This window comes from Clostridium sp., assembly GCF_050717535.1.
GTDB lineage: Bacteria > Bacillota > Clostridia > Clostridiales > Clostridiaceae > Clostridium_AD.
In genome coordinates this window covers 87,040-105,704 of sequence record NZ_JBOITM010000067.1, presented here as the reverse complement: position 1 = coordinate 105,704, position 18,665 = coordinate 87,040, and the positions used below count along the sequence as shown (strand labels likewise).

Sequence of the window (18,665 nt, the reverse complement as noted above, 5' to 3'; positions counted from 1 at the left end):
TATATTATTACATCTAATTAATTCAATATATATGGTAGCAATAATATTGTGATTACAACACCACTTGCTAATAATATACCTTCAGTTATTCCTAAATTAACTGTCCACCCAACACCAAATCTTTTTTCTATAAAAATTGTTGGATCTTCCTTATTTATATAAAAAATTCCAAACCTCCAGTACTTATCATCATTTCGATCTAACATCTTACCATGAGTTGTTATATTATCTTTTATTTTTAATCTAAATCTTTTATTTCTCTCTCTTGATTGTTGTGGATTTGAAGCATTTAACTGTTTACTACAGCACCTTTTCTTCTATCTATTGAAATAAATCCTTCCGCTTTTAGTTCATTATATGTTTTATTTACGGTATGCATGTTAATACCGATATCCTCTGCCATTTGACGTACTGAAGGCAACCTTTCCCCCTGTGAAAACTCACCTTTTGCCATACCAAGAATTATTTGTTTTTTTAATTGAACATATATTGGTATTTCACTTTCAAAATCTATTTTTATAATCATTATTTTCACCTGTCTTTAGTTTATTTGGCAAGATTAGGAGATTTGAAAAATATGCCTTCTACAAGTATTTTACCATCATTTTCTGTAAAACTGGCAGTAATCTGAACATCTTTTTCTTCCTTGGAGTATTTTGAAGTGTATATTACAGTTTTAAATATCTTTTCATCTTTTTTCTTTTCAGCTGCAGCAGTAAATTTCTTAGACTCATACTTTCCTATTTTTTCACTAAAGGAAGTGCAAAGTGTTTTAAAACTTTCCTCTGTAATAGCTTTTTTTAATTCATCACTAAAGTCTTTTGAAAATTGTGCATAATCACCTTTTTCCACTGCCTGAAGAATATTTTCAGTTATTGGTCCAGCATATTCTACTTCTTTTTCAGTTAGCTTTTTAGTGCACCCGGTAAATATAGAAGCAATAACAAATACTGAACATAAAATTACAAATAGTTTTTTAAATTAATTATTCATGATATTTCCCCCTAATTATATATTTATCTTAGTTCTACTGATGGTCGTAACTTTTCCTCAGCTTTAAATTTGTTTTTGAATTTTAAAATTATTGTTATAGATATTAAAGCCATAATCATTACATAAAGCTCAATAAATATAGTATCCACTCTAAAATGCATCACTATCCCCAAAGGACTATCTAATAGAGCATGAAAAAGTATTGCATAAAGCAAATAAATATTTTTTCTATACTTTACGGCATAAAGTACCATTAAGGTCATAGCTATATGAATTATTATAGCAAATACTCTCTCTAATCCTGTGATAAGGAATAAATAGGATTTAGTGTTAACTAAAGATGCTTTCATTTGAACTATGACATTGGATGATATCCCACTTTTAGTTAACATAGCTTCAAACTTACCACTATCTATTGATAGTGAATAAATTAAATTATTTATGCAAACAGGGAGTATAAAAATTATAGCTTCTATCCCACCATGACCAGCACCAAAGGCTATACCGTTGTACCATTGATATTTATTTTTTAAGAAAAACTTAAAACAAATAAATCTAGCTGTTTCCTCAAAAATGCCTGCAGTTATGCCTAAAAAAAGAAAATACAGCATATAATCTTGCACATAAAATAATGCTAATAATAATAAAAGAACAAATTCTCCCTACAGTCGAGTATATATGTTGTCCACAGCAACGTCCGCAATCTGTTTGCTATAACCGTAGTAGCTTGTTTATTAAAAGGAAGCACTGCTGATACACCCTCAAAAGAAATCCGTACTTTTTCTACTCTTTTACCGAATCTTAACACTCTTAGAACATGGCTTGAAGAAGAGCAGTGCACTCATATTGCTATGGAAAGCACAGGGATATATTGGCAACCAATATATGCTGTTCTTGAAGATTTATTTAACAGTACCGTTACATTAGTTGTTACAAAGTGATTTTTTCCGAATGTATCTCAAACATCAGTCATCTCCAAAAGGGTATTTACTGACTAATAAAAAAGGGATTACTCACTTATCTTGTGAGTAATTCTTTATAAATCTAAGTAATCTATATTCAGCATTTTTAGAATCAACCCAGAAGTCAGGTAAAACTCCTAATCCATCTCTCCATTTTAAGTCATTATCTACAAAAGGAGTATTTCCAAAAAAAACATCAATCTTAGAGTTTGGTAAAACATATAGCCCTAAATTTCCAACATTACTCATTCCACTTGTGTTAGTACCTATAAAAAATGTGTTACTACAACTTCTTAATGTCTTTACAAAGCTTTCAGCTGCCGAAGCTGTACTCTTATTCATTAAAACAAAAATTAGCTTTTCATTATTAATATGAATTGATTCTTCATGTTTTACTTGTGACCAACCCATATATTCTGGTTCACTTTTTACCTTCTTATACATATCATTAATCTGCTGTTCAAGCTTAACATAGTCCTCTGATGATTCAGTCATTTTTTTACCTGTGTAAAGTAATGCTTCTTTTGAATTTTTGGTAAGTAATGTAGAACTAAAGCCTGGTGATTTATACTCTTGTTTTGTAAAATTTTTAATCCAATCGAAAGCATAGGCTTCGCTTCCACCAGAATTACCTCTTAAATCAATTATAACCAAGTCTTTCTTTGATACTTTTTTACCGTCTTCAGCAAACTCTTCAAGCTCTTTAGATGTTACAAAAGAATTTAAATCAATTACTGGTATATTATAAATTTCTTCATATGTATAACTGTTACTACTTCCCTTATGCACGTAATTTCTTGATGTATTCTCTAAATTAATGCTTATATTTTCCTCATTATTACCATCTTTAAATTTTATGTTCATCGGCAGTATATCTTCATTTCGCTCCTCTAATGCACACAATCTATATATAATATTTCCATTTTCATTTATAGACGGTTTAATATATTTTTCAGGATGCTCATTATTTATAGTAACAATATATTTCACATTATTTTGCAATTTCAGAAAATATGAATTATCCACTTTTTCCACTTCATATTCTTCAGTAGTGTACATAATATAATCCTTACAAGGCCTACAGGACCCTATTGAAAAATGTCCGTCTTGAATAAATTCTAATTTTTTACATATAACTTGTTCCAATGTATTAATTACAATTCCAAAATTTTCTTCCTTTAACTGCTTAATTTCTTTTAAAATGTTTTCTTTTGCTTTTAGAAATTTTTCATCTCCTCCAAAATAATTGTTTATAACCTTTAGCATACATTTTTACTCCCCACCCCCAATATTTTTCAATTCCTCTATATTAAAATACTTTGGAGATTGCATATGCATATTTAAAAAACAAGGAGTACTTCCTTTATTACCAGATAAATCTTCTGTTAAAACATTCAAAGGAAAACTATAAGCATTGTTTTGCTTTATAAGATTTCCCTTAAAATTAAATCCGTAATTTATATAAACTATTTCACCCTTTTTTAAATTCATAGGAAACTTAATGTCAGAAAGTAATTTATTATTAACTTTAATTTCTAATATATCTTTAACCTCTTTATTAAACTTATCATCTATTCCTATAATCTTTAAATCTTTATCCGCTGTAAAATTAGAACTGCCAGTATTATCACTGGATGATGAGGCACTATAAAATTTAAAATCACTGGCCACTAGCTCATCGCTAAACAGATATATCTTACCCAAATTTACATTCATGGTTTTCTCATCTGAGAATTCAATAATGGCTTTAGTAATAACCTTATTCTTATATTCCTCTGATATAACATTTCCATTGCCATTTAAAATATTAATTCTTATGTTTTTTAACATGTAATATCGCTTATCGCTATTAACATCAGTATCTGTAAAATTCATATGCTGCTTCCCTATTTCAGGAAATATAATACTGGTTATTACACTTTTTGAACTTAGATTTTGAATATAATATAGATCAAAAGTATTCATACCTTGTGGTATATCATAATAATGATTTATAAACAAAGGCTCTTTAATAACTTTATTTTGGTAATAAACAATATTTAAAGTCCAGCACAGCACTAAAATGGCCGACCCAAAAATCATGTATTTTTTATTGAAATTCATACTTATGACCCCTCTAGTTGTAAAACATTCTACTAACTCAATTTAACAAGAATATGCTATTCCCTTTTTTAAAAATGCATAAAAAAGTAAAACCACTTCAATCCAGTTAAAGTGGTTTATTACTTTAATTTTAAAATTACAGTTATAATGCTATGCAAAACTCTTTGCAAATAGTATCTGTATTTTATAATTCAATTAATATCTATAGGTGTACTTGAATTAGCTCTTGCAGCTATTTAATATTCTCCGTATTCACAGCCTGCATTTTTTATTTTGATATGATCAATTAAGGTCATTTTCTTTCTCTGCTTTTGATACAGTTTAATTTCTCCATAGCCTGTACCTCCATTCCATAACCTATTGTGCAGTTTTTGTCCACTAGGTGATTCATAGTTTATTAATAGCATTTCATCTTTAGGACATTCTAGTGTGAGTTCCATAATAGAATCTTTATTACTTGCATTTACTTTCCAAGTGTTTAGCTTTTCGCCCTCACAAAACTCAAAATCCACTTTCGATTTTATCCAAAATTCAGAAAAATTATACTCATACATCTCCCCTTCATAATACATTCCTATTAGAAGCTTTCGACCTAATGATAAACCTAACACCTTAGGTCGCCCACCTCCAACCCCAATAGCCGAATTGTTTAGAATCTTTCCATTGATCAGACTTTGCATATTACAACTGCTAATCCAAAGCCAGGGCGAAGTAAAATCACTGCCCCAGTTTTTATCGGCATACCCATAAGATTTTCCAGGAATAATATCATAGGTTACTCCATCAAAAACAACCGCACCCTGATACTCTGTTTTGATACCTTCTGCGTGCCAAAACATTTCAAATGCATTCATATCACGAAAAAATTCAGATGCTCCATATCCAACATTGTATGCAATTTTTTTATTTATAGCGATTTCCCAGCTCATCTCACCAGCATCACACATATATTCTGGATGCTCTAATTGTTCCTTAGCTGTAATAGCACATTTCCCTTTCATATATGTTTCACTCAATGTGCATTGTCCCATTTTCACATTCATGGCATAACCGCTGCAAGAAAAATCAGTTATTGAATAAAAATTATGAATCTGCTTGGCATTTTTTCCCCATGCACCTACCTTAACAAGTGCATATGATGGCTTTATGTGTTTAGCTTGATTCTCTGGGAGTTGCCCTAGGATAGGCTCATTTCCACCTAAATCAGGATTGCATACAAAATATTCGATAAAAAAGGTCTTTGCCTCTCCAGTTTCCTTGTTATATCCTGTAAAGTTGTGCCACCACCAATCATAGCCTTTTTTAGATAAAGCTCCTTTAAGCATAAACCTGTCACTATCTAAATCACTCTTATTCAACTTTAGCTTCCCCCTAACCTTAATTTATTTACTTCATTTACAATTTCATCAATTTCTTTTCCAGTATTTGTCACCAATTTATAATATATGCTTAGAACTTTCCCGGTCATATACCCCTAGGTCTATTTTAGTATTCATTTTATTCATATGTAGTTATACACTCTTATTAATTTTATCTCTTGATCTTAGTAATTGCAAGGACTCACCTTACTACATATTTCATTTTAAGAGGATGCCCACTTGCCAAGTGGGTGCCACCTATCTAGTAAATAATGATATAATATTATCATTAAACAAAAGAAATGATAATTATGTTAAAAGAAGGAGAACAAGCACCTAACTTCACATTAAAAAGCGAGCAAGGTCAAGATATAACTTTAAGTGATTTCAAAGGTAAAAAGATAGTTCTTTACTTTTACCCCAAGGATGATACCCCTGGCTGCACAAAGGAAGCCTGTAGTTTTAGAGATGTGTACGATGATATCCTTGAAGCCAACGCGATTGTAATTGGCATTAGTAAAGATAATGCTAGCTCACATCTAAAATTCAGAGACAAACATAATTTGCCTTTTTACTTATTAAGTGACCCTGACCATAAAGTTATTGAGTCTTATGGATCATGGCAGGAAAAAAAGATGTTTGGCAAAATATATATGGGAATTACCCGCTTAACCTATGTTGTTGATGAAAATGGCACTATAATTAAGGCTTATCCGAAAGTTAAACCAGATGAACATGGTGAAGAAGTACTGAAAATATTAAGAGGATAATGCTAAAAAAAGAGTCATAGGCTTTATAAGCCTATGACTCTTTAATATTGTTTTAAATTATTTTAGCAAAGATTTTATTGCAATTAATTCTTTACTTAGGTTATCATCCTTCATCATTTCAAGTGCAGAATTAAGTAGTACACGAACATCGTGTTGACCTTTATAAATAGGAGTAAGTCTCTTATTTAGATTTAAGAATTTATAAACAGCAATTTGTGCACCTCTAACAGAATAATCCATAGTAAATACTACATCATCTTTTATTTCACAGAATTGTCCAAGTAATGCTAAATTAGTTGAACCTTCTGGAATATTTTGAGGTCTATCGCCCTTTGCCCTAGTTAAAAACTGTGCTGTTGTAAAAGGTAATATACATGGTATACAAATAGATGTTTCAATAATCTTCTTCATATCTTCCTTAAAGTTTAGGTGATATAATACCTCAGCTAATATTTCCGCGCCGCTACAATCAACCATTCTCTTCTTTATAAAATCACCTTTTGCATATGGGAACAGTGAATAGCCCCATATAATTTCTATATCTTCAGATTGATTAAGAAAATGTGGTTGATTATGCAAAACTATTGTCATAAGCCATGAAGAATCTCTAAATGTCATATGAGCCCCAGTTCCTGGCTGATTCCCTGAGAATTCTATTATTTTCTTATACATTGTTGGATCTTTAAGTGTCACTGTGAAAGACTCCCACATCGACTGCTCAACTCGATCATCAAATACTTGTGGACTCCCAAACTCAGGACGACCGGCTGCAATTTTTTCCCATAAATCCCATGCTCCGCCTACATGTTTATCGTTAATTACTGGAGCTGTAGTCATTGATCCAAGACTTGTACCCGCTGTTAATGAACCGATAGTAGCAAAAGCAAGGTCTCCCTCTCCCACTTCTATTCTAGTTTCTTTTCCATCTTTTATACATCTGAATGCTGTAACTGTAGTTTCGGTATCTGATGGTTTAAATTCTAAATCAGTTACTCTTGTGTTTAATTCAAAATTAACACCTTGTGATTTTAACCATTCTGTCATAGGTAATAACATTGAATCATATTGGTTGTAAGGTGTACGACGTATTCCAGATAAATCTTTAAGTCGTGGTAATTCTTGTATAAACCTATGAAGATATCTCTTAAGTTCAACAGCACTATGCCAAGTCTCAAATGCAAAAAGCGTAGTCCACTGAAGCCAGAAATTTGTTTTAAAGAATGCTTCTGGAAAACAATCTTCAATAGATTTTGTTCCTAGTGAATCTTCAGAATTAATCATTATATCCATTAATGCCATTCTATCTGCACGGTCAAGTCCTAAAGTCGATACATCTAATATGTTAGCATCATTATCTATTAATCTAGCTTTTGCATGAGTATGAATTTTTTTGTTAAAAGCATTAAATTCATCAAGTATTGAAACTTTAGGATCAGTTAATGAGGGAATGCTTTCCATTATTCCAAAAGTACAAGCATATGCTTCTCTATCAAACATTCTTCCACCACGGATTACATAACCATCCTTAGCATTACCATTTCCATCCATACTTCCACCTGTGATGTTTAATTCTTCATATATATGAATATTTTTTCCTGGAACATGTCCATCTCTAATTAAATATATTGCAGCTGCTATTGATGCAAGTCCAGCACCAACCATATAAGCATTTGTTTTTTCTACATCAATTGTTTGATCAAAATTAAATCTCATTTTTAATACCTCCATTTGAAAATATACCATAAGCTATTAACCTACAGAAATTTTATATTTATTAATTTTACTACTTACAATAACTTGCAAGCACTTGCTATATGTATAATATAAATCCAAACGTCGAGAAGGTATACAATCACTTTCATTAAAATGTCTTAAAACCATACATATAGCTTATAATGTATAAATATTTTTACAAATAAATAGCTATCACCCATATGTCCAGTAGCTAGTTGCAAGTTAAAAAAATTTCCCCTAAAGCATGTCCAGTTATGCCTTAGAGGATAATTAAAATATTAATTATACATTCATTGGTCTATTTTTCCTAGTAGGTGCAATCCAAACTTCTCCGGTTCCTTGGAAGGTCTGTAGATATCCTTCGCGTTTTGATTTTTCTATTTTTGTTTCTATTTTACCTCTTATGACAATTGAAAAATTACCATCAATTTTTAATGTCTCATTATTTAGCTCATAAATTAGAACTTCATCAAAGGGAACCTCACTCTCTAAAACTGCGATACCACTTCCACTTAGTTTGGGTTGTCTAAATCCGTCTCCGCTTACTAAACCTGTAGCAATGTTTTTATTTGTATGTACCGAAAGTTCAATGCTGTCTTCACAACAATAAAACATTCCATCATCTAAAATAAGCTCTTCATTAGATAATTCTAAAATATAAAAATACTTATATGAAGGATCTAAATATATTTCACCATATTTACCATAATATTTTGAGGTAAATGAGGCTTCTCCTGTACCAACATTCTTGAAAAATCCCTTAGAGGCAGATGGTGCATTTTTTTGAATCTCAATTTGGATTGGTCCCTTCATAAATTGAAGCTCCCCAGGTTGTACAAGTACTCCTCCACCATTAATATTAATTCTAACTTGACGAAGTTTTTCCCCACCATATTGTGTAGGTATAGTATTTGTCGAAGCAGCATTAAAAACACCACCACTTCTAGGTTTTTTATATTCGAGTACTTCGAATATGGTATTATTATCGCTTGTTGACGTATCTATTATTCTTACTGCATCTGAAAAGTCAGGATTAAACATAATTAATTTCCTCCGCTATTGTATTTATTACTACCGTTATTCTTGTTTATTTTACCATTGCAAACACCATTTTTCAAATTTTAGGCAGCATATGGTATATAATAAGATGGTGTGATTAACAATAATACTGAAAATACCAGCATGTAAATGCCTCTATTTGAATAAGTTTATAAAAAACTTTATAGCAAGAATAATAAGCCTTTCGAAACAAAAACATATATTCTTTTACGAAAGCCTCATAAACATTAGTTTATGGGGCTTAAAGATTGAGGCATGATAATTGGATTATCCATATCATCTACTAAAAAAGAGTTTCTGCTATTTTAGTTAAACTTTGAGATAGATTGTGCAGTTTATCACTGCTAGCTGATAATTCTTGAGCTTGAGCAGCCTGCTGCTGGCTAATTGCGCTTGTATTCTATTAATCTCACTATTCATATTTTGTGAACTGCTAGCTAATTCCTCTGCAGAGGCAGCGAATTGGTTAACAGAATTTGATAATTCTTCTGAAAATGTTTGTAGTCCTTTTGAAGAGTCTACGACAGACCGCTCCTTTGCTTGTGAGATTCCAACCCCCTATGTTTTATTGCATATAATTAAAATCTCATTCCATAAAATTTAAGTCAATGTATATCCACCATCAACTAAAATTGTTTGACCAGTAATAAATCCACCAGCCTCAGAGCAAAGCATATTTGCAATTCCTTTGAAGTCTTCAGGGAATCCCCAACGTCCTACTGGACATTTTGCAGCAACTACTCTATCCATCATTAATTTTTTCATTGGTGGGTTTGCAGTCATTTTAGTAAAAATAGGACCTGGGGCAATTGCATTTACAGTAACTCCATAAGGAGCTAGTTCAAGTCCGAAGGATCTAGTAACTCCTCTTATTGCATGTTTTGTAATTACATAAGGTGACATTCCAGAACGCATTCCTAAATAACCAGCGATTGAAGATACATTCAAAATTCTTCCACCATTGCCGGCTTTAATGAAGTATTTTCCTGCTTCTGCGGTAAGTGCAACAACTTGATTTAAATTTATTTGCAAACAGCGTTGATATTCTTCTTCGCTGTAAGTATCCCCAACAGGATTATGTGATTCTACTCCTGCGCCATTTATTAGTATATCAATTTTTCCATATTCTTTTAAAGCTGCAGGTATAATAGTACCTACTTGTTCTGGTTTTCCTACATTAGCATGTATTGGGAAAAACTTTTGTCCCGCAGCTTCAACAAGAGCTTTTGTTTCTTCATATGATGTACTTGAATATGTGCCGGCAATATCTACCCCCGCTTCTGCTAGGCCTACTGCGATTGCTTGACCAATTCCAGTTGCTGAACCCGTAACTATAGCTACTTTTCCCTTAATATTTGATAGAACGTTTACATTTTTCATAATTTATTACCCCCACTTATAATCTATTATTAATATAGCATAGTGTATCATGATGAAAAATCTGTTGCTATATTAAATAATCCAAAAACTATTGTCTTAGTTGTGCGAAATGCACTATAATAGAATTGAGGTGAATTATGAGTATAGATTTTAATGGCTTACGTGAATATTTTTTTAAAAAAACCAAAGAAGTTTACTTTGATATTGAACCCGAAATCAGTTTTGTTGATACAGAGTTAATTACTGATGAAACAACACTTTATTTGGAAGATTATATATATGTTGGTTGCACTTCTATGTTCAAGGGTAATATATATAAATTAACCAATGCATGCTTTATTTTGATAAATGATGATTGTACAATATTAGAAAAATGTATTAACAATAACTTAAAAATAATTGAGATAAAACCAAATGAAAATATATTAGAAATTTTTAATGAAGTAAAAGCTTTCTTTCGCAGAGACATAAAATATAATCAATTTAAACTATCATTATTAGAAGCCTTTCTTTCAGGTGAAGGCCTATGTAAAATAATAAATATCGCTTCAAAATTAATTGGAAATCCTCTGATTGTTATTGACCTCAGTTTCAAAGTGTTAGCTAGTTCACCAGTAGAAAATATTACTGATTTATTGTGGATGGATAATGTGAAAAAAGGATATTGTTCTTATGAATTTATTGCTGAATTAACAAAATTAGAAACTTTAAAAAAAGGAAGAAAAACAAAACGTCCCTTTGTTGTCACTTGCCCTCTAAGTCCTATCAAAAAAATCGCATTCAAAATACAAATAAACGATAAAACTATAGGAAATATTTTATTACTTGAATGTGAAAAACAAACTGATCCTGATGACTATAATTATTTGATATTAATAAGTGAAATAATATCAAAAGAATTAGGAAAGAAGCAATTCTATAAGAATACGAAAAATGTTCTAAGTGAGGAAATATTATATGATCTATTAGAAAATAACATAAAAAACCGAACACTAATTGAAGAAAGATTGAAAAATTGCACTTTAGTATTTAGTAAGCATATTTTTGTGTTAGTAATTGATATATCCAATTTTGAACTTAAACAATCCGTATATTCCAGGTATTTGAGTTCTACACTATTAACCCTTTTTCCAATGAGCAATTCAATTTATTATAATGGTGCTATTGTAATAATAGATGATAGAGAAGAGTTTGTAGAAAAAGAAAATAAAACCCAACTAGTTAAAAATTTTTTAGTAGAAAACAATTTAAAAATGGGAATTAGTAGTGAATTTTCTTCAATAGAAGATTGTAGTATTTATTATCATCAAGCAATAAGGTCCTTAGAAATAGGAACCATCATTGGCGAAGAACAATATATATATAAGTATGAAGATATTGAGCCTTATAATTTTATTTATATGTCAAAAAATCAAATATTAAAAGAAGACTTTTATAATAATTCAATATACATACTAAAAAGGTTCGATGAAATAAATAGTTCAGAATTGTATAAAACATTATGCACATATTTGAAAAACAATCATAATATGACAAAATCATCAGAAGAATTATTTATACATCGGAATACTCTAAGGTATAGATTACAAAAAATTGTAGACCTTATAGGGCTAGATTTAGATGAAAATGATAATAGCTTTAAACTATATTACGCTTGCAAATCAATAAATTTTTATAAGAAACTTATTAATTCACAGAGTGTTGAAAAATAAATAATTCCACTATAATCTCTGATTTTTCAGGGATTATTTTTATTTATTGCATATAATTTTACTAATAATATGTGCTATAGTGCATAACGCACAATGACTATAATGGTTTTTGGATTTCCATCCATAGTAAGCTATTTTCTACAATGTTATACTTCAATTAATATAAAAGACCAGCAATAATTTATGGGAGGGTAATATACAATGAAATATGGAAAGCTTTTCAGCAAAGGTAATATAGGTAGCTTAGAAATAAAAAATAGAATAGTAATGCCTGCAATGGGAACGAATTTGGCTTCCTATAATGGGGAAGCATCCAATGAAATCATTGCTTATTATGAAGAACGAGCAAAAGGCGGATGTGGTCTCATAATTACTGAAATTACTAGAATAGACGATGAAACAGGAGCAGGAATGCCCAATCAATTGTGTTCAATGAACTTAAAACAAATTCCAAGGCTAGAAATGCTTTCTAGTAGAATGCATAAATATAACACAAAAATATTCTTACAATTACATCATCCAGGTAGAGAAAATCACGCTATGATGATAGATGGTCGTCAGATAGCTGGTCCAAGTCCTATAATGTCATCAGCTATCGGCGAAATGCCTAGAGAAATGACAATAGCCGAAATCGAAGGGTTAGTTGTAAAATTTGTAAAAGGTGCTGTTTTTGCACAAATGGCTGGTATCGATGGAGTAGAAATTCATGCTGCCCATGGATATCTTGTTGCACAGTTTTTGAGCCCACAATCCAATCATAGAGAAGATAAATATGGTGGTAGTTTTGAAAAAAGAATGAGATTCATAACTGAAATAATCATGGGCATACATGCAAAATGTGGTGCTAAATTCCCAATATCAGTAAGAATTGATGGAAATGAATTTGTTAAAGATGGCATAACTTTAGAAGAAGCTATTCAAGAAGCCGTTTATTTAGAAAAATTAGGAATAGATGTTATTAATGTAAGCTCTGGAACCTATGAATCAGTTACTACAATAATAGAACCGATTTCATACCCTCAAGGTTGGAAAAGGCATTTAGCAAAAGCTATAAAAGAAGCAGTTAAAATTCCTGTAATCGCTTGCGATGTAATTAGAAAACCTGATATGGCAGAAACTATATTAACTGAGGATAATTTGGATTTTGTTGCACTGGGTAGAGCACAGTTAGCAGATCCAGAATGGGGCAAAAAAGCAAAAGAAGGTCGCGAAGACGATATCAGACCTTGCATATCATGCCTTAACTGTATAGAAAGTGTTATGAAATGTGAAAACATAAAATGTGCAGTTAACCCAAGGGTTGGACGCGAATTAGAATATCCTGATTTTCCAAAGACGGGAGAAGGTAGGAAAGTTGTAATTGTTGGAGGTGGTCCTGCAGGAATGGAAGCTGCAAGAGTTCTAGCATTAAAACAATTTGTCCCTATAATATTTGAAGAAAAAGAATATTTAGGTGGAAATGTATATCTTGCCACTAAGCCTCCACTAAAAGAGAAGTTGGATTGGTTTCTTGAATATCAAAAATTAGCAATTAAAAAGTTAAATGTTGATATAAGGTTAAATGAAAAAGCAACTTTAGCAAAAATTAATGAAATTAAACCATATGCAGTATTTATTGCAGCTGGATCAAATTCTATAATACCAAATATTCCAGGAATAGACCAAAGCTTTGTATATACATCAACTGATATTTTAGAAGGTAAAGCTGTATTAGAAAATAAAAATATAGTAGTTGCAGGTTCTGGAATGACTGGTCTTGAAATAGCTGAGCTATTAACTTCTAAAGGAAATAAAGTAACTGTAATTGAGATGGCAGATAAAATCGGACCTTCCGGATATCTACCTAATGTAATAGATATAAGTATGAGACTTGCAAAAGCTGGAGTGTCACTTATGCCTTGCAGCAAACTTATAAATATTAAAGATGGCGAAATAGATATTGAAAATACTAAAGATCAAAAATTGACTGTGCTAAAAGCCGATGCAGTAGTCTTATCTTTAGGTGTTAAATCCAATAACGAAATAGTACACGAAATCGAAGAAAATTATGATATTGTTGAATTATTAGGTGATGTTAATAAACCAGGCAGAGTTGTAGATGCAGTTTTAAATGGATTTGAAAAAGCATATGTGCTTTAGTAAGATATAGAATTATATAAAAATAAAACTAATTAATTGAGGGGGCTTATATTATGTATAGTTTTACAAAGACAATGGATCAAATTAAGTCATTACAAGGAAATCAGACAATATTTTACGGGGCAGAAGTATTAAATACAGTTTGGGAAACAAAACCAGAAATTATAGCAAAATTACTTCCAGCTCCACTTAAACCAGTAAAAAACAAACCATTAGTTTCGACTTTTGTAGCAAATTATCCTAAAACAAGCTTTTGTCCTGCATACAAAGAAGCTGGATTGTTTATCCTTGCAGAATTGGACGGAGTAGTAGGTAGGTATTGTTTATCTATGCCAATTACCGATGGAATGGCAATGTCAATGGGAAGAGAAGTATGTGGACTTCCAAAAAAAATGGCAAACATAGATTTTGAAGTAAAAGATGGAAAAGCAGTAGGTAAAATTAGCCGTAATGGAATAGAATTTTTCACAGTTAATGCTGATGTATCAGGAAAATTAAATGAAGGTGGTAAAGTTTCCGAACTCAATGAAGCTATAAGTGAATTTATGTATAATGTAACCTATGCAAAATCAGCAGATGGTTGTGGTTTTTTATTAAGTCCTACTTTAATAAAACAAAAATTAGCAATAGCTGATATAACAGAAGATAAATTAGCTACATCCACTGTAGTTATGACAGATTCTCCACATGACCCTTGGGCAGAACTTGAAGTAGTAAGAATGATAGGTTCTCAATATATGGTTAGTACAAATACATTAGAACCTGGCGAAAATATGTATTTCAACAAAATTGATCCTATGGGATTTGTTCCATACTCATTCACTAAATGGGATTGGTGGTCTAAATAGTAACAAATATCTAAATGATTTTAATATAAAAGGAACCTGTACCACCTACTTGTAGGATTGGTACAAGTTCCTTTTATATTTAAAAAGCTGAAACTTTATCCACATTATAATGTCTTTAGTTATGAGTTATCAACAACCAATCAACTTTCATTAAGATCCTGTAGACTTATAATTTCTAACTCCAAACTTCCATACCCCATAACTAAGCCCCAAAAATACAATAGTATATAAGGGTGTTAACGCTAACCCTATATTATCTGTTTTACCTAACAAATAAAGCAAGGGATAATACTGAACACAAGCTAGAGGCACAATATATGTGAAAAACTTTAATATTGCATTTCCATATATATTCATAGGGTACTTCCCAAATTCTCTACCTCCGTCAGTAAAAATATTGATAAACTCCAATCCCTCTATAGTAAAAAAGCAAAGTGCTGCGTATATTATATATAGTCCCATAAATAGGAACACACCTCCTAATATCATTCCAATATATACAAGTACTTTTTCTAAATTCCACTGGACTACATCCCTTGAAACTGCATAAATCAAAACAAGCAGTGCTTGTATAAATCTCCCAAATGAAGTGAATTCTATGGTTGATACAAATACGAGAAAAATTTCATTACAAGGACGTATCATAATCAGGTCAAACCCACCACTGGATATGGTAGATGAAAATGTTTTAAACCCATAAGCAAAACATTCTGCAATAGAATATGCCATTAAGACTACGGAATAAGAAATCAATACTTCTTCAAAGGTAAAACCTTGCACACTATCAAATCTAGCAAATAAATAATATAATCCTAAAAATGACGTAAAAGATATGAAAAACTGACCTATAGTCGTTAATATAAATGAAATTTTGTATTCCATCGCACTTCTTATATGCATTGATAAAAATTTTAAATATAGTTTCATTTAATTAACCCCCTTGTACCACAGCATTGTTAACTGCACGTTTCATCAAATATTTGCCCAGTATAATAAGTACAATTAGCCAAAATAATTGTAATAAGATACTAAATAGCACTTCCCTTCCCTTAATATTTCCACTATAAATACGAAATGGTGTATTCTGCATAGAGGCAAAAGGCAATAGTTCTACAATATTCTGAATAGACTCTGGTAAAAAAGGAATTGGAATTATTCCTCCAGATAAGAATTCCATAAGTGATAGTGCCACCACTCGAATACCTATAGGCGACAGTGTAAAAAATGTAATTACATAAATTAGCATTGAAAAGGCTACAACTACACCAAATCCTAGAATCATTGAGATTAAAAAGGTGACTGTTAAATTTAAGCTTGTTATCATACTTAAGTTATAAGGTTTTGGTAGTAGCGATGCTACCACTAAAATTGGTACACAACGAATTGCTGTTTTAGAAAAACGACTAGACAAGCTTTTTATGTACCACATATTATACAAATCAAGCGGTCTACAAAGTTCATATGCTATACCTCCTGATGTAATTGACTCTAGAATATCCGCATCCAAAAACCAAGTCATGAACAAATTCATGAAGGCCTGCTGTAGCCAAAAGTAAGAAGATAATTGTGCAAGTCCCATAGGAAATGCTTCTGGGCTAGAAATATAAAATGCTCTATATATTAATATTTGCATTAATCCCCATATAAATTGTGTTACAATCCCCGCCAGTGCAGCAGCACGGTATTGTATCCCACAGTTAAAACGAATCTTAAAAAAGGAAATATATACTTTTCCATCATCAACTTTATTTTTAATCTTATCACCAAAACATGGTTTTAAAACTTCATTTTCTATTTTCATACTGCATATTCCTCATATAAGGATAGGACAATTTCCTCTGCACTTGTTCCAGTTATAGAAATATCCATAACCTCTAACTTACTACATAAGAAACTGATGGCATGTGAAACACTTGTAATCTCTGTATCTACAGTAATAAACAATCTTCCTCGCATATGCTCTAATATTTGAATTCCCTTTAATTCTGCTTTGTTTTTCTGTTGAAAGAGCTTCAGTAAAATTTCCCCCTTATAATACACTTCTATTTTTTTACTTTTAGAATATTTCTGCTTTAGCATATCCATGGTTCCATCTAACAAGACGTTCCCTTTACCAATAAATATAATGCGGTTGGTCATAGCTTCAATATCTTGCATATCATGAGTTGTTAATATAACAGTTGTTTTATATTCTTTATTAATTTCTGAAATAAAATTTCTAACTGCAATTTTAGATACTGCATCAAGTCCTATGGTAGGTTCGTCTAAAAATAGTGTTTTAGGATTATGTAGCAAAGAAGCACCAAGCTCACATTTCATGCGTTGACCTAAGGATAACTGCCTTGCAGGTACCTTTAACAAATCTCCAATATTTATTAATTCTGAAAGTTCATTAACTCTTTTGTTATATTTATTTGTATCAATATGATAAAGCTCTTTTAATAGCAAGAATGTATCACCCACGGGAACATCCCACCACAATTGAGACCGCTGTCCGAATACAACACCAATTTCTCTTACATGATTCACTCTGTCCTCCCAGGGAGTCCTTCCATTAATAACACAGCTTCCACTATCCGGTCTTAAAATCCCGCCCCAACAAGCAAAATAAAATAAAATAAGATATTAACCAATGACATTTTTTTGTTTTGTAATTTAATAGGTTTCATATCTATTCCTCCTTACCCGTTCTTGTAAATACAAACTGAATAATAGTTAGTATTAATATCATAATAAATAAAATAAATGCAGCCGCCGATGCTGTTGCAAATTCCCAGTGGCGATAAAATTTATCAAAAATATAATAAACTATGGTCAAACCACTTTGTAATGGTCCAGGCTTCTGGCTATATAAAATATAAACCTCATCAAATAATTTAAAGGCACCAATAATTGATGTAATAGATAGAAATACCATAGTAGGCTTTATAATAGGAATGGTAATATTCCATATTCTGTGTAATTTAGAGGCTCCGTCCATTCTAGAAGCCAACTCGTAACGTTTATCCACACTTTGAAGCCCAGCTAAAATAATAATAATTTTATAACCAAGACCCTTCCATATACTTAAGGCTACTAAAATAGGTATAGTCATATTAGCATCTGTAAGCCAACTTATCTTAGCCATACCAAACATACCTAAAAATGCATTTGCAAGTCCATAATCTTTATTAAGCATCCATCGCCATACAATTGATACAGCTGTTGTTGAGGTAACAAATGGCAAGAAATATGCACTTAGAAAAAACTTTTTAAATCTAATATTTGTATTTAATATCAATGCAATAATTAATGCTACAATAATTCCAAGTGGAGCGGCGAAAAACGCAAAAATACAAGTATTTCTAAGTGCCAAATGAAAGTCTGGATCCTTTAGAACATAAATGAAATTGTCTAAACCTGTTTTGTATACTGTATCTGTTAAATAGTCAAACTTTGTGTAAAATCCCATGGTAAAAGACTTGAAAATAGGATAAAACTGAAATACCCCAATTATAACTAAGGCTGGCATAAGATAAAGAAGTGCTCTCATATTATTATTCTTTTTCAAATTGAATTTTTTCATATTACACACTCCTTGAATTTAGATACTATATACAACCACCAA

General features: G+C 31.2%; 17 protein-coding genes and 1 pseudogene. 4 read left to right on the top strand and 14 right to left on the bottom strand.

What is annotated here, in order from left to right; genetic code table 11:
* Positions 1-17: 17 nt before the first annotated feature.
* From ACREVU_RS10265 to ACREVU_RS10235, 7 genes and pseudogenes are all read right to left on the bottom strand, one after another.
* Complete coding sequence (locus ACREVU_RS10265) at positions 18-206, bottom strand: DUF5808 domain-containing protein (RefSeq protein WP_431551501.1); 189 nt, start codon at positions 204-206, stop codon at positions 18-20.
* Positions 207-292: 86 nt separating this feature from the next.
* Positions 293-526: pseudogene (locus ACREVU_RS10260) on the bottom strand (GntR family transcriptional regulator); the annotation flags it as partial.
* A gap of 20 nt (positions 527-546) precedes the next feature.
* Positions 547-864 carry a DUF3887 domain-containing protein gene (locus ACREVU_RS10255; RefSeq protein ID WP_431551549.1) on the bottom strand — a complete coding sequence of 106 codons (318 nt, stop codon included), beginning with the start codon at positions 862-864 and terminating at the stop codon, positions 547-549.
* A gap of 152 nt (positions 865-1,016) precedes the next feature.
* A complete protein-coding gene (locus tag ACREVU_RS10250) occupies positions 1,017-1,616 on the bottom strand; it encodes a YhfC family intramembrane metalloprotease (protein ID WP_431551500.1) in 600 nt (199 codons plus the stop codon).
* Between the two features lie 390 nt (positions 1,617-2,006).
* On the bottom strand, positions 2,007-3,221 hold the full coding sequence (locus ACREVU_RS10245; RefSeq protein WP_431551499.1) for a S41 family peptidase: 1,215 nt from the start codon (positions 3,219-3,221) through the stop codon (positions 2,007-2,009).
* A gap of 6 nt (positions 3,222-3,227) precedes the next feature.
* Positions 3,228-4,058, bottom strand: coding sequence for a hypothetical protein (locus ACREVU_RS10240; protein ID WP_431551498.1), 831 nt, complete (start codon positions 4,056-4,058; stop codon positions 3,228-3,230).
* 236 nt (positions 4,059-4,294) lie between these two features.
* Positions 4,295-5,416 (bottom strand): tocopherol cyclase family protein, encoded by a 1,122-nt coding sequence (locus ACREVU_RS10235; RefSeq protein WP_431551497.1) that lies wholly within the window; start codon positions 5,414-5,416, stop codon positions 4,295-4,297.
* Positions 5,417-5,727: 311 nt separating this feature from the next.
* Between ACREVU_RS10235 and bcp the strand changes: the two genes are divergently transcribed.
* Positions 5,728-6,186, top strand: a complete 459-nt coding sequence (bcp, locus tag ACREVU_RS10230; protein ID WP_431551496.1) for a thioredoxin-dependent thiol peroxidase — start codon at positions 5,728-5,730, stop codon at positions 6,184-6,186.
* Positions 6,187-6,243: 57 nt separating this feature from the next.
* Here bcp and ACREVU_RS10225 read toward each other — a convergent pair whose 3' ends face one another.
* The 3 genes from ACREVU_RS10225 to ACREVU_RS10215 form a co-directional block, all read right to left on the bottom strand.
* Entirely contained in the window at positions 6,244-7,899 is a 1,656-nt protein-coding gene (locus tag ACREVU_RS10225; protein WP_431551495.1) for an oleate hydratase, read from the bottom strand.
* Positions 7,900-8,202: 303 nt separating this feature from the next.
* On the bottom strand, positions 8,203-8,961 hold the full coding sequence (locus ACREVU_RS10220) for an AIM24 family protein (protein WP_431551494.1): 759 nt from the start codon (positions 8,959-8,961) through the stop codon (positions 8,203-8,205).
* Positions 8,962-9,579: 618 nt separating this feature from the next.
* Positions 9,580-10,359 (bottom strand): SDR family NAD(P)-dependent oxidoreductase, encoded by a 780-nt coding sequence (locus ACREVU_RS10215; protein WP_431551493.1) that lies wholly within the window; start codon positions 10,357-10,359, stop codon positions 9,580-9,582.
* Between the two features lie 137 nt (positions 10,360-10,496).
* On the opposite strand from ACREVU_RS10215, the gene ACREVU_RS10210 reads away from it, so the two are divergent.
* The 3 genes from ACREVU_RS10210 (at position 10,497) to ACREVU_RS10200 (ending at position 15,058) form a co-directional block, all read left to right on the top strand.
* The gene (locus tag ACREVU_RS10210) at positions 10,497-12,071 is read left to right on the top strand and encodes a PucR family transcriptional regulator (RefSeq protein ID WP_431551492.1); all 1,575 of its coding nucleotides are present in this window, start codon (positions 10,497-10,499) and stop codon (positions 12,069-12,071) included.
* 201 nt (positions 12,072-12,272) lie between these two features.
* Entirely contained in the window at positions 12,273-14,210 is a 1,938-nt protein-coding gene (locus tag ACREVU_RS10205; protein WP_431551491.1) for an oxidoreductase, read from the top strand.
* A 53-nt stretch (positions 14,211-14,263) separates the two neighbouring features.
* Positions 14,264-15,058, top strand: coding sequence for an acetoacetate decarboxylase family protein (locus tag ACREVU_RS10200; protein WP_431551490.1), 795 nt, complete (start codon positions 14,264-14,266; stop codon positions 15,056-15,058).
* A 150-nt stretch (positions 15,059-15,208) separates the two neighbouring features.
* On the opposite strand, the gene ACREVU_RS10195 is transcribed toward ACREVU_RS10200, so the two are convergent.
* The 4 genes from ACREVU_RS10195 to ACREVU_RS10180 all read right to left on the bottom strand — a co-directional run bounded on the left by ACREVU_RS10195 (position 15,209) and on the right by ACREVU_RS10180 (position 18,623).
* Positions 15,209-15,985: an ABC transporter permease gene (locus ACREVU_RS10195; protein ID WP_431551489.1), complete on the bottom strand. Its 777-nt coding sequence runs from the start codon at positions 15,983-15,985 to the stop codon at positions 15,209-15,211.
* Positions 15,986-15,989: 4 nt separating this feature from the next.
* On the bottom strand, positions 15,990-16,859 hold the full coding sequence (locus ACREVU_RS10190) for an ABC transporter permease (protein ID WP_431551488.1): 870 nt from the start codon (positions 16,857-16,859) through the stop codon (positions 15,990-15,992).
* The gene (locus ACREVU_RS10185) at positions 16,856-17,647 is read right to left on the bottom strand and encodes an ABC transporter ATP-binding protein (protein ID WP_431551548.1); all 792 of its coding nucleotides are present in this window, start codon (positions 17,645-17,647) and stop codon (positions 16,856-16,858) included. The genes ACREVU_RS10190 and ACREVU_RS10185 overlap by 4 nt, the downstream gene beginning before the upstream one ends.
* Before the next feature lie 82 nt (positions 17,648-17,729).
* Complete coding sequence (locus tag ACREVU_RS10180) at positions 17,730-18,623, bottom strand: carbohydrate ABC transporter permease (protein ID WP_431551487.1); 894 nt, start codon at positions 18,621-18,623, stop codon at positions 17,730-17,732.
* Positions 18,624-18,665: the final 42 nt, after the last annotated feature.

What these genes read in the sequence shown, in the direction of transcription:
- ACREVU_RS10265 (WP_431551501.1), bottom strand. Translation starts at nt 206, where the DNA reads ATGTTAGATCGAAATGATGATAAGTACTGGAGGTTTGGAATTTTTTAT.
- ACREVU_RS10245 (WP_431551499.1), bottom strand. Translation starts at nt 3,221, where the DNA reads ATGCTAAAGGTTATAAACAATTATTTTGGAGGAGATGAAAAATTTCTA.
- ACREVU_RS10240 (WP_431551498.1), bottom strand. Translation starts at nt 4,058, where the DNA reads ATGAATTTCAATAAAAAATACATGATTTTTGGGTCGGCCATTTTAGTG.
- bcp (WP_431551496.1), top strand. Translation starts at nt 5,728, where the DNA reads ATGTTAAAAGAAGGAGAACAAGCACCTAACTTCACATTAAAAAGCGAG.
- ACREVU_RS10225 (WP_431551495.1), bottom strand. Translation starts at nt 7,899, where the DNA reads ATGAGATTTAATTTTGATCAAACAATTGATGTAGAAAAAACAAATGCT.
- ACREVU_RS10220 (WP_431551494.1), bottom strand. Translation starts at nt 8,961, where the DNA reads ATGTTTAATCCTGACTTTTCAGATGCAGTAAGAATAATAGATACGTCA.
- ACREVU_RS10215 (WP_431551493.1), bottom strand. Translation starts at nt 10,359, where the DNA reads ATGAAAAATGTAAACGTTCTATCAAATATTAAGGGAAAAGTAGCTATA.
- ACREVU_RS10210 (WP_431551492.1), top strand. Translation starts at nt 10,497, where the DNA reads ATGAGTATAGATTTTAATGGCTTACGTGAATATTTTTTTAAAAAAACC.
- ACREVU_RS10205 (WP_431551491.1), top strand. Translation starts at nt 12,273, where the DNA reads ATGAAATATGGAAAGCTTTTCAGCAAAGGTAATATAGGTAGCTTAGAA.
- ACREVU_RS10200 (WP_431551490.1), top strand. Translation starts at nt 14,264, where the DNA reads ATGTATAGTTTTACAAAGACAATGGATCAAATTAAGTCATTACAAGGA.
- ACREVU_RS10195 (WP_431551489.1), bottom strand. Translation starts at nt 15,985, where the DNA reads ATGAAACTATATTTAAAATTTTTATCAATGCATATAAGAAGTGCGATG.
- ACREVU_RS10190 (WP_431551488.1), bottom strand. Translation starts at nt 16,859, where the DNA reads ATGAAAATAGAAAATGAAGTTTTAAAACCATGTTTTGGTGATAAGATT.
- ACREVU_RS10180 (WP_431551487.1), bottom strand. Translation starts at nt 18,623, where the DNA reads ATGAAAAAATTCAATTTGAAAAAGAATAATAATATGAGAGCACTTCTT.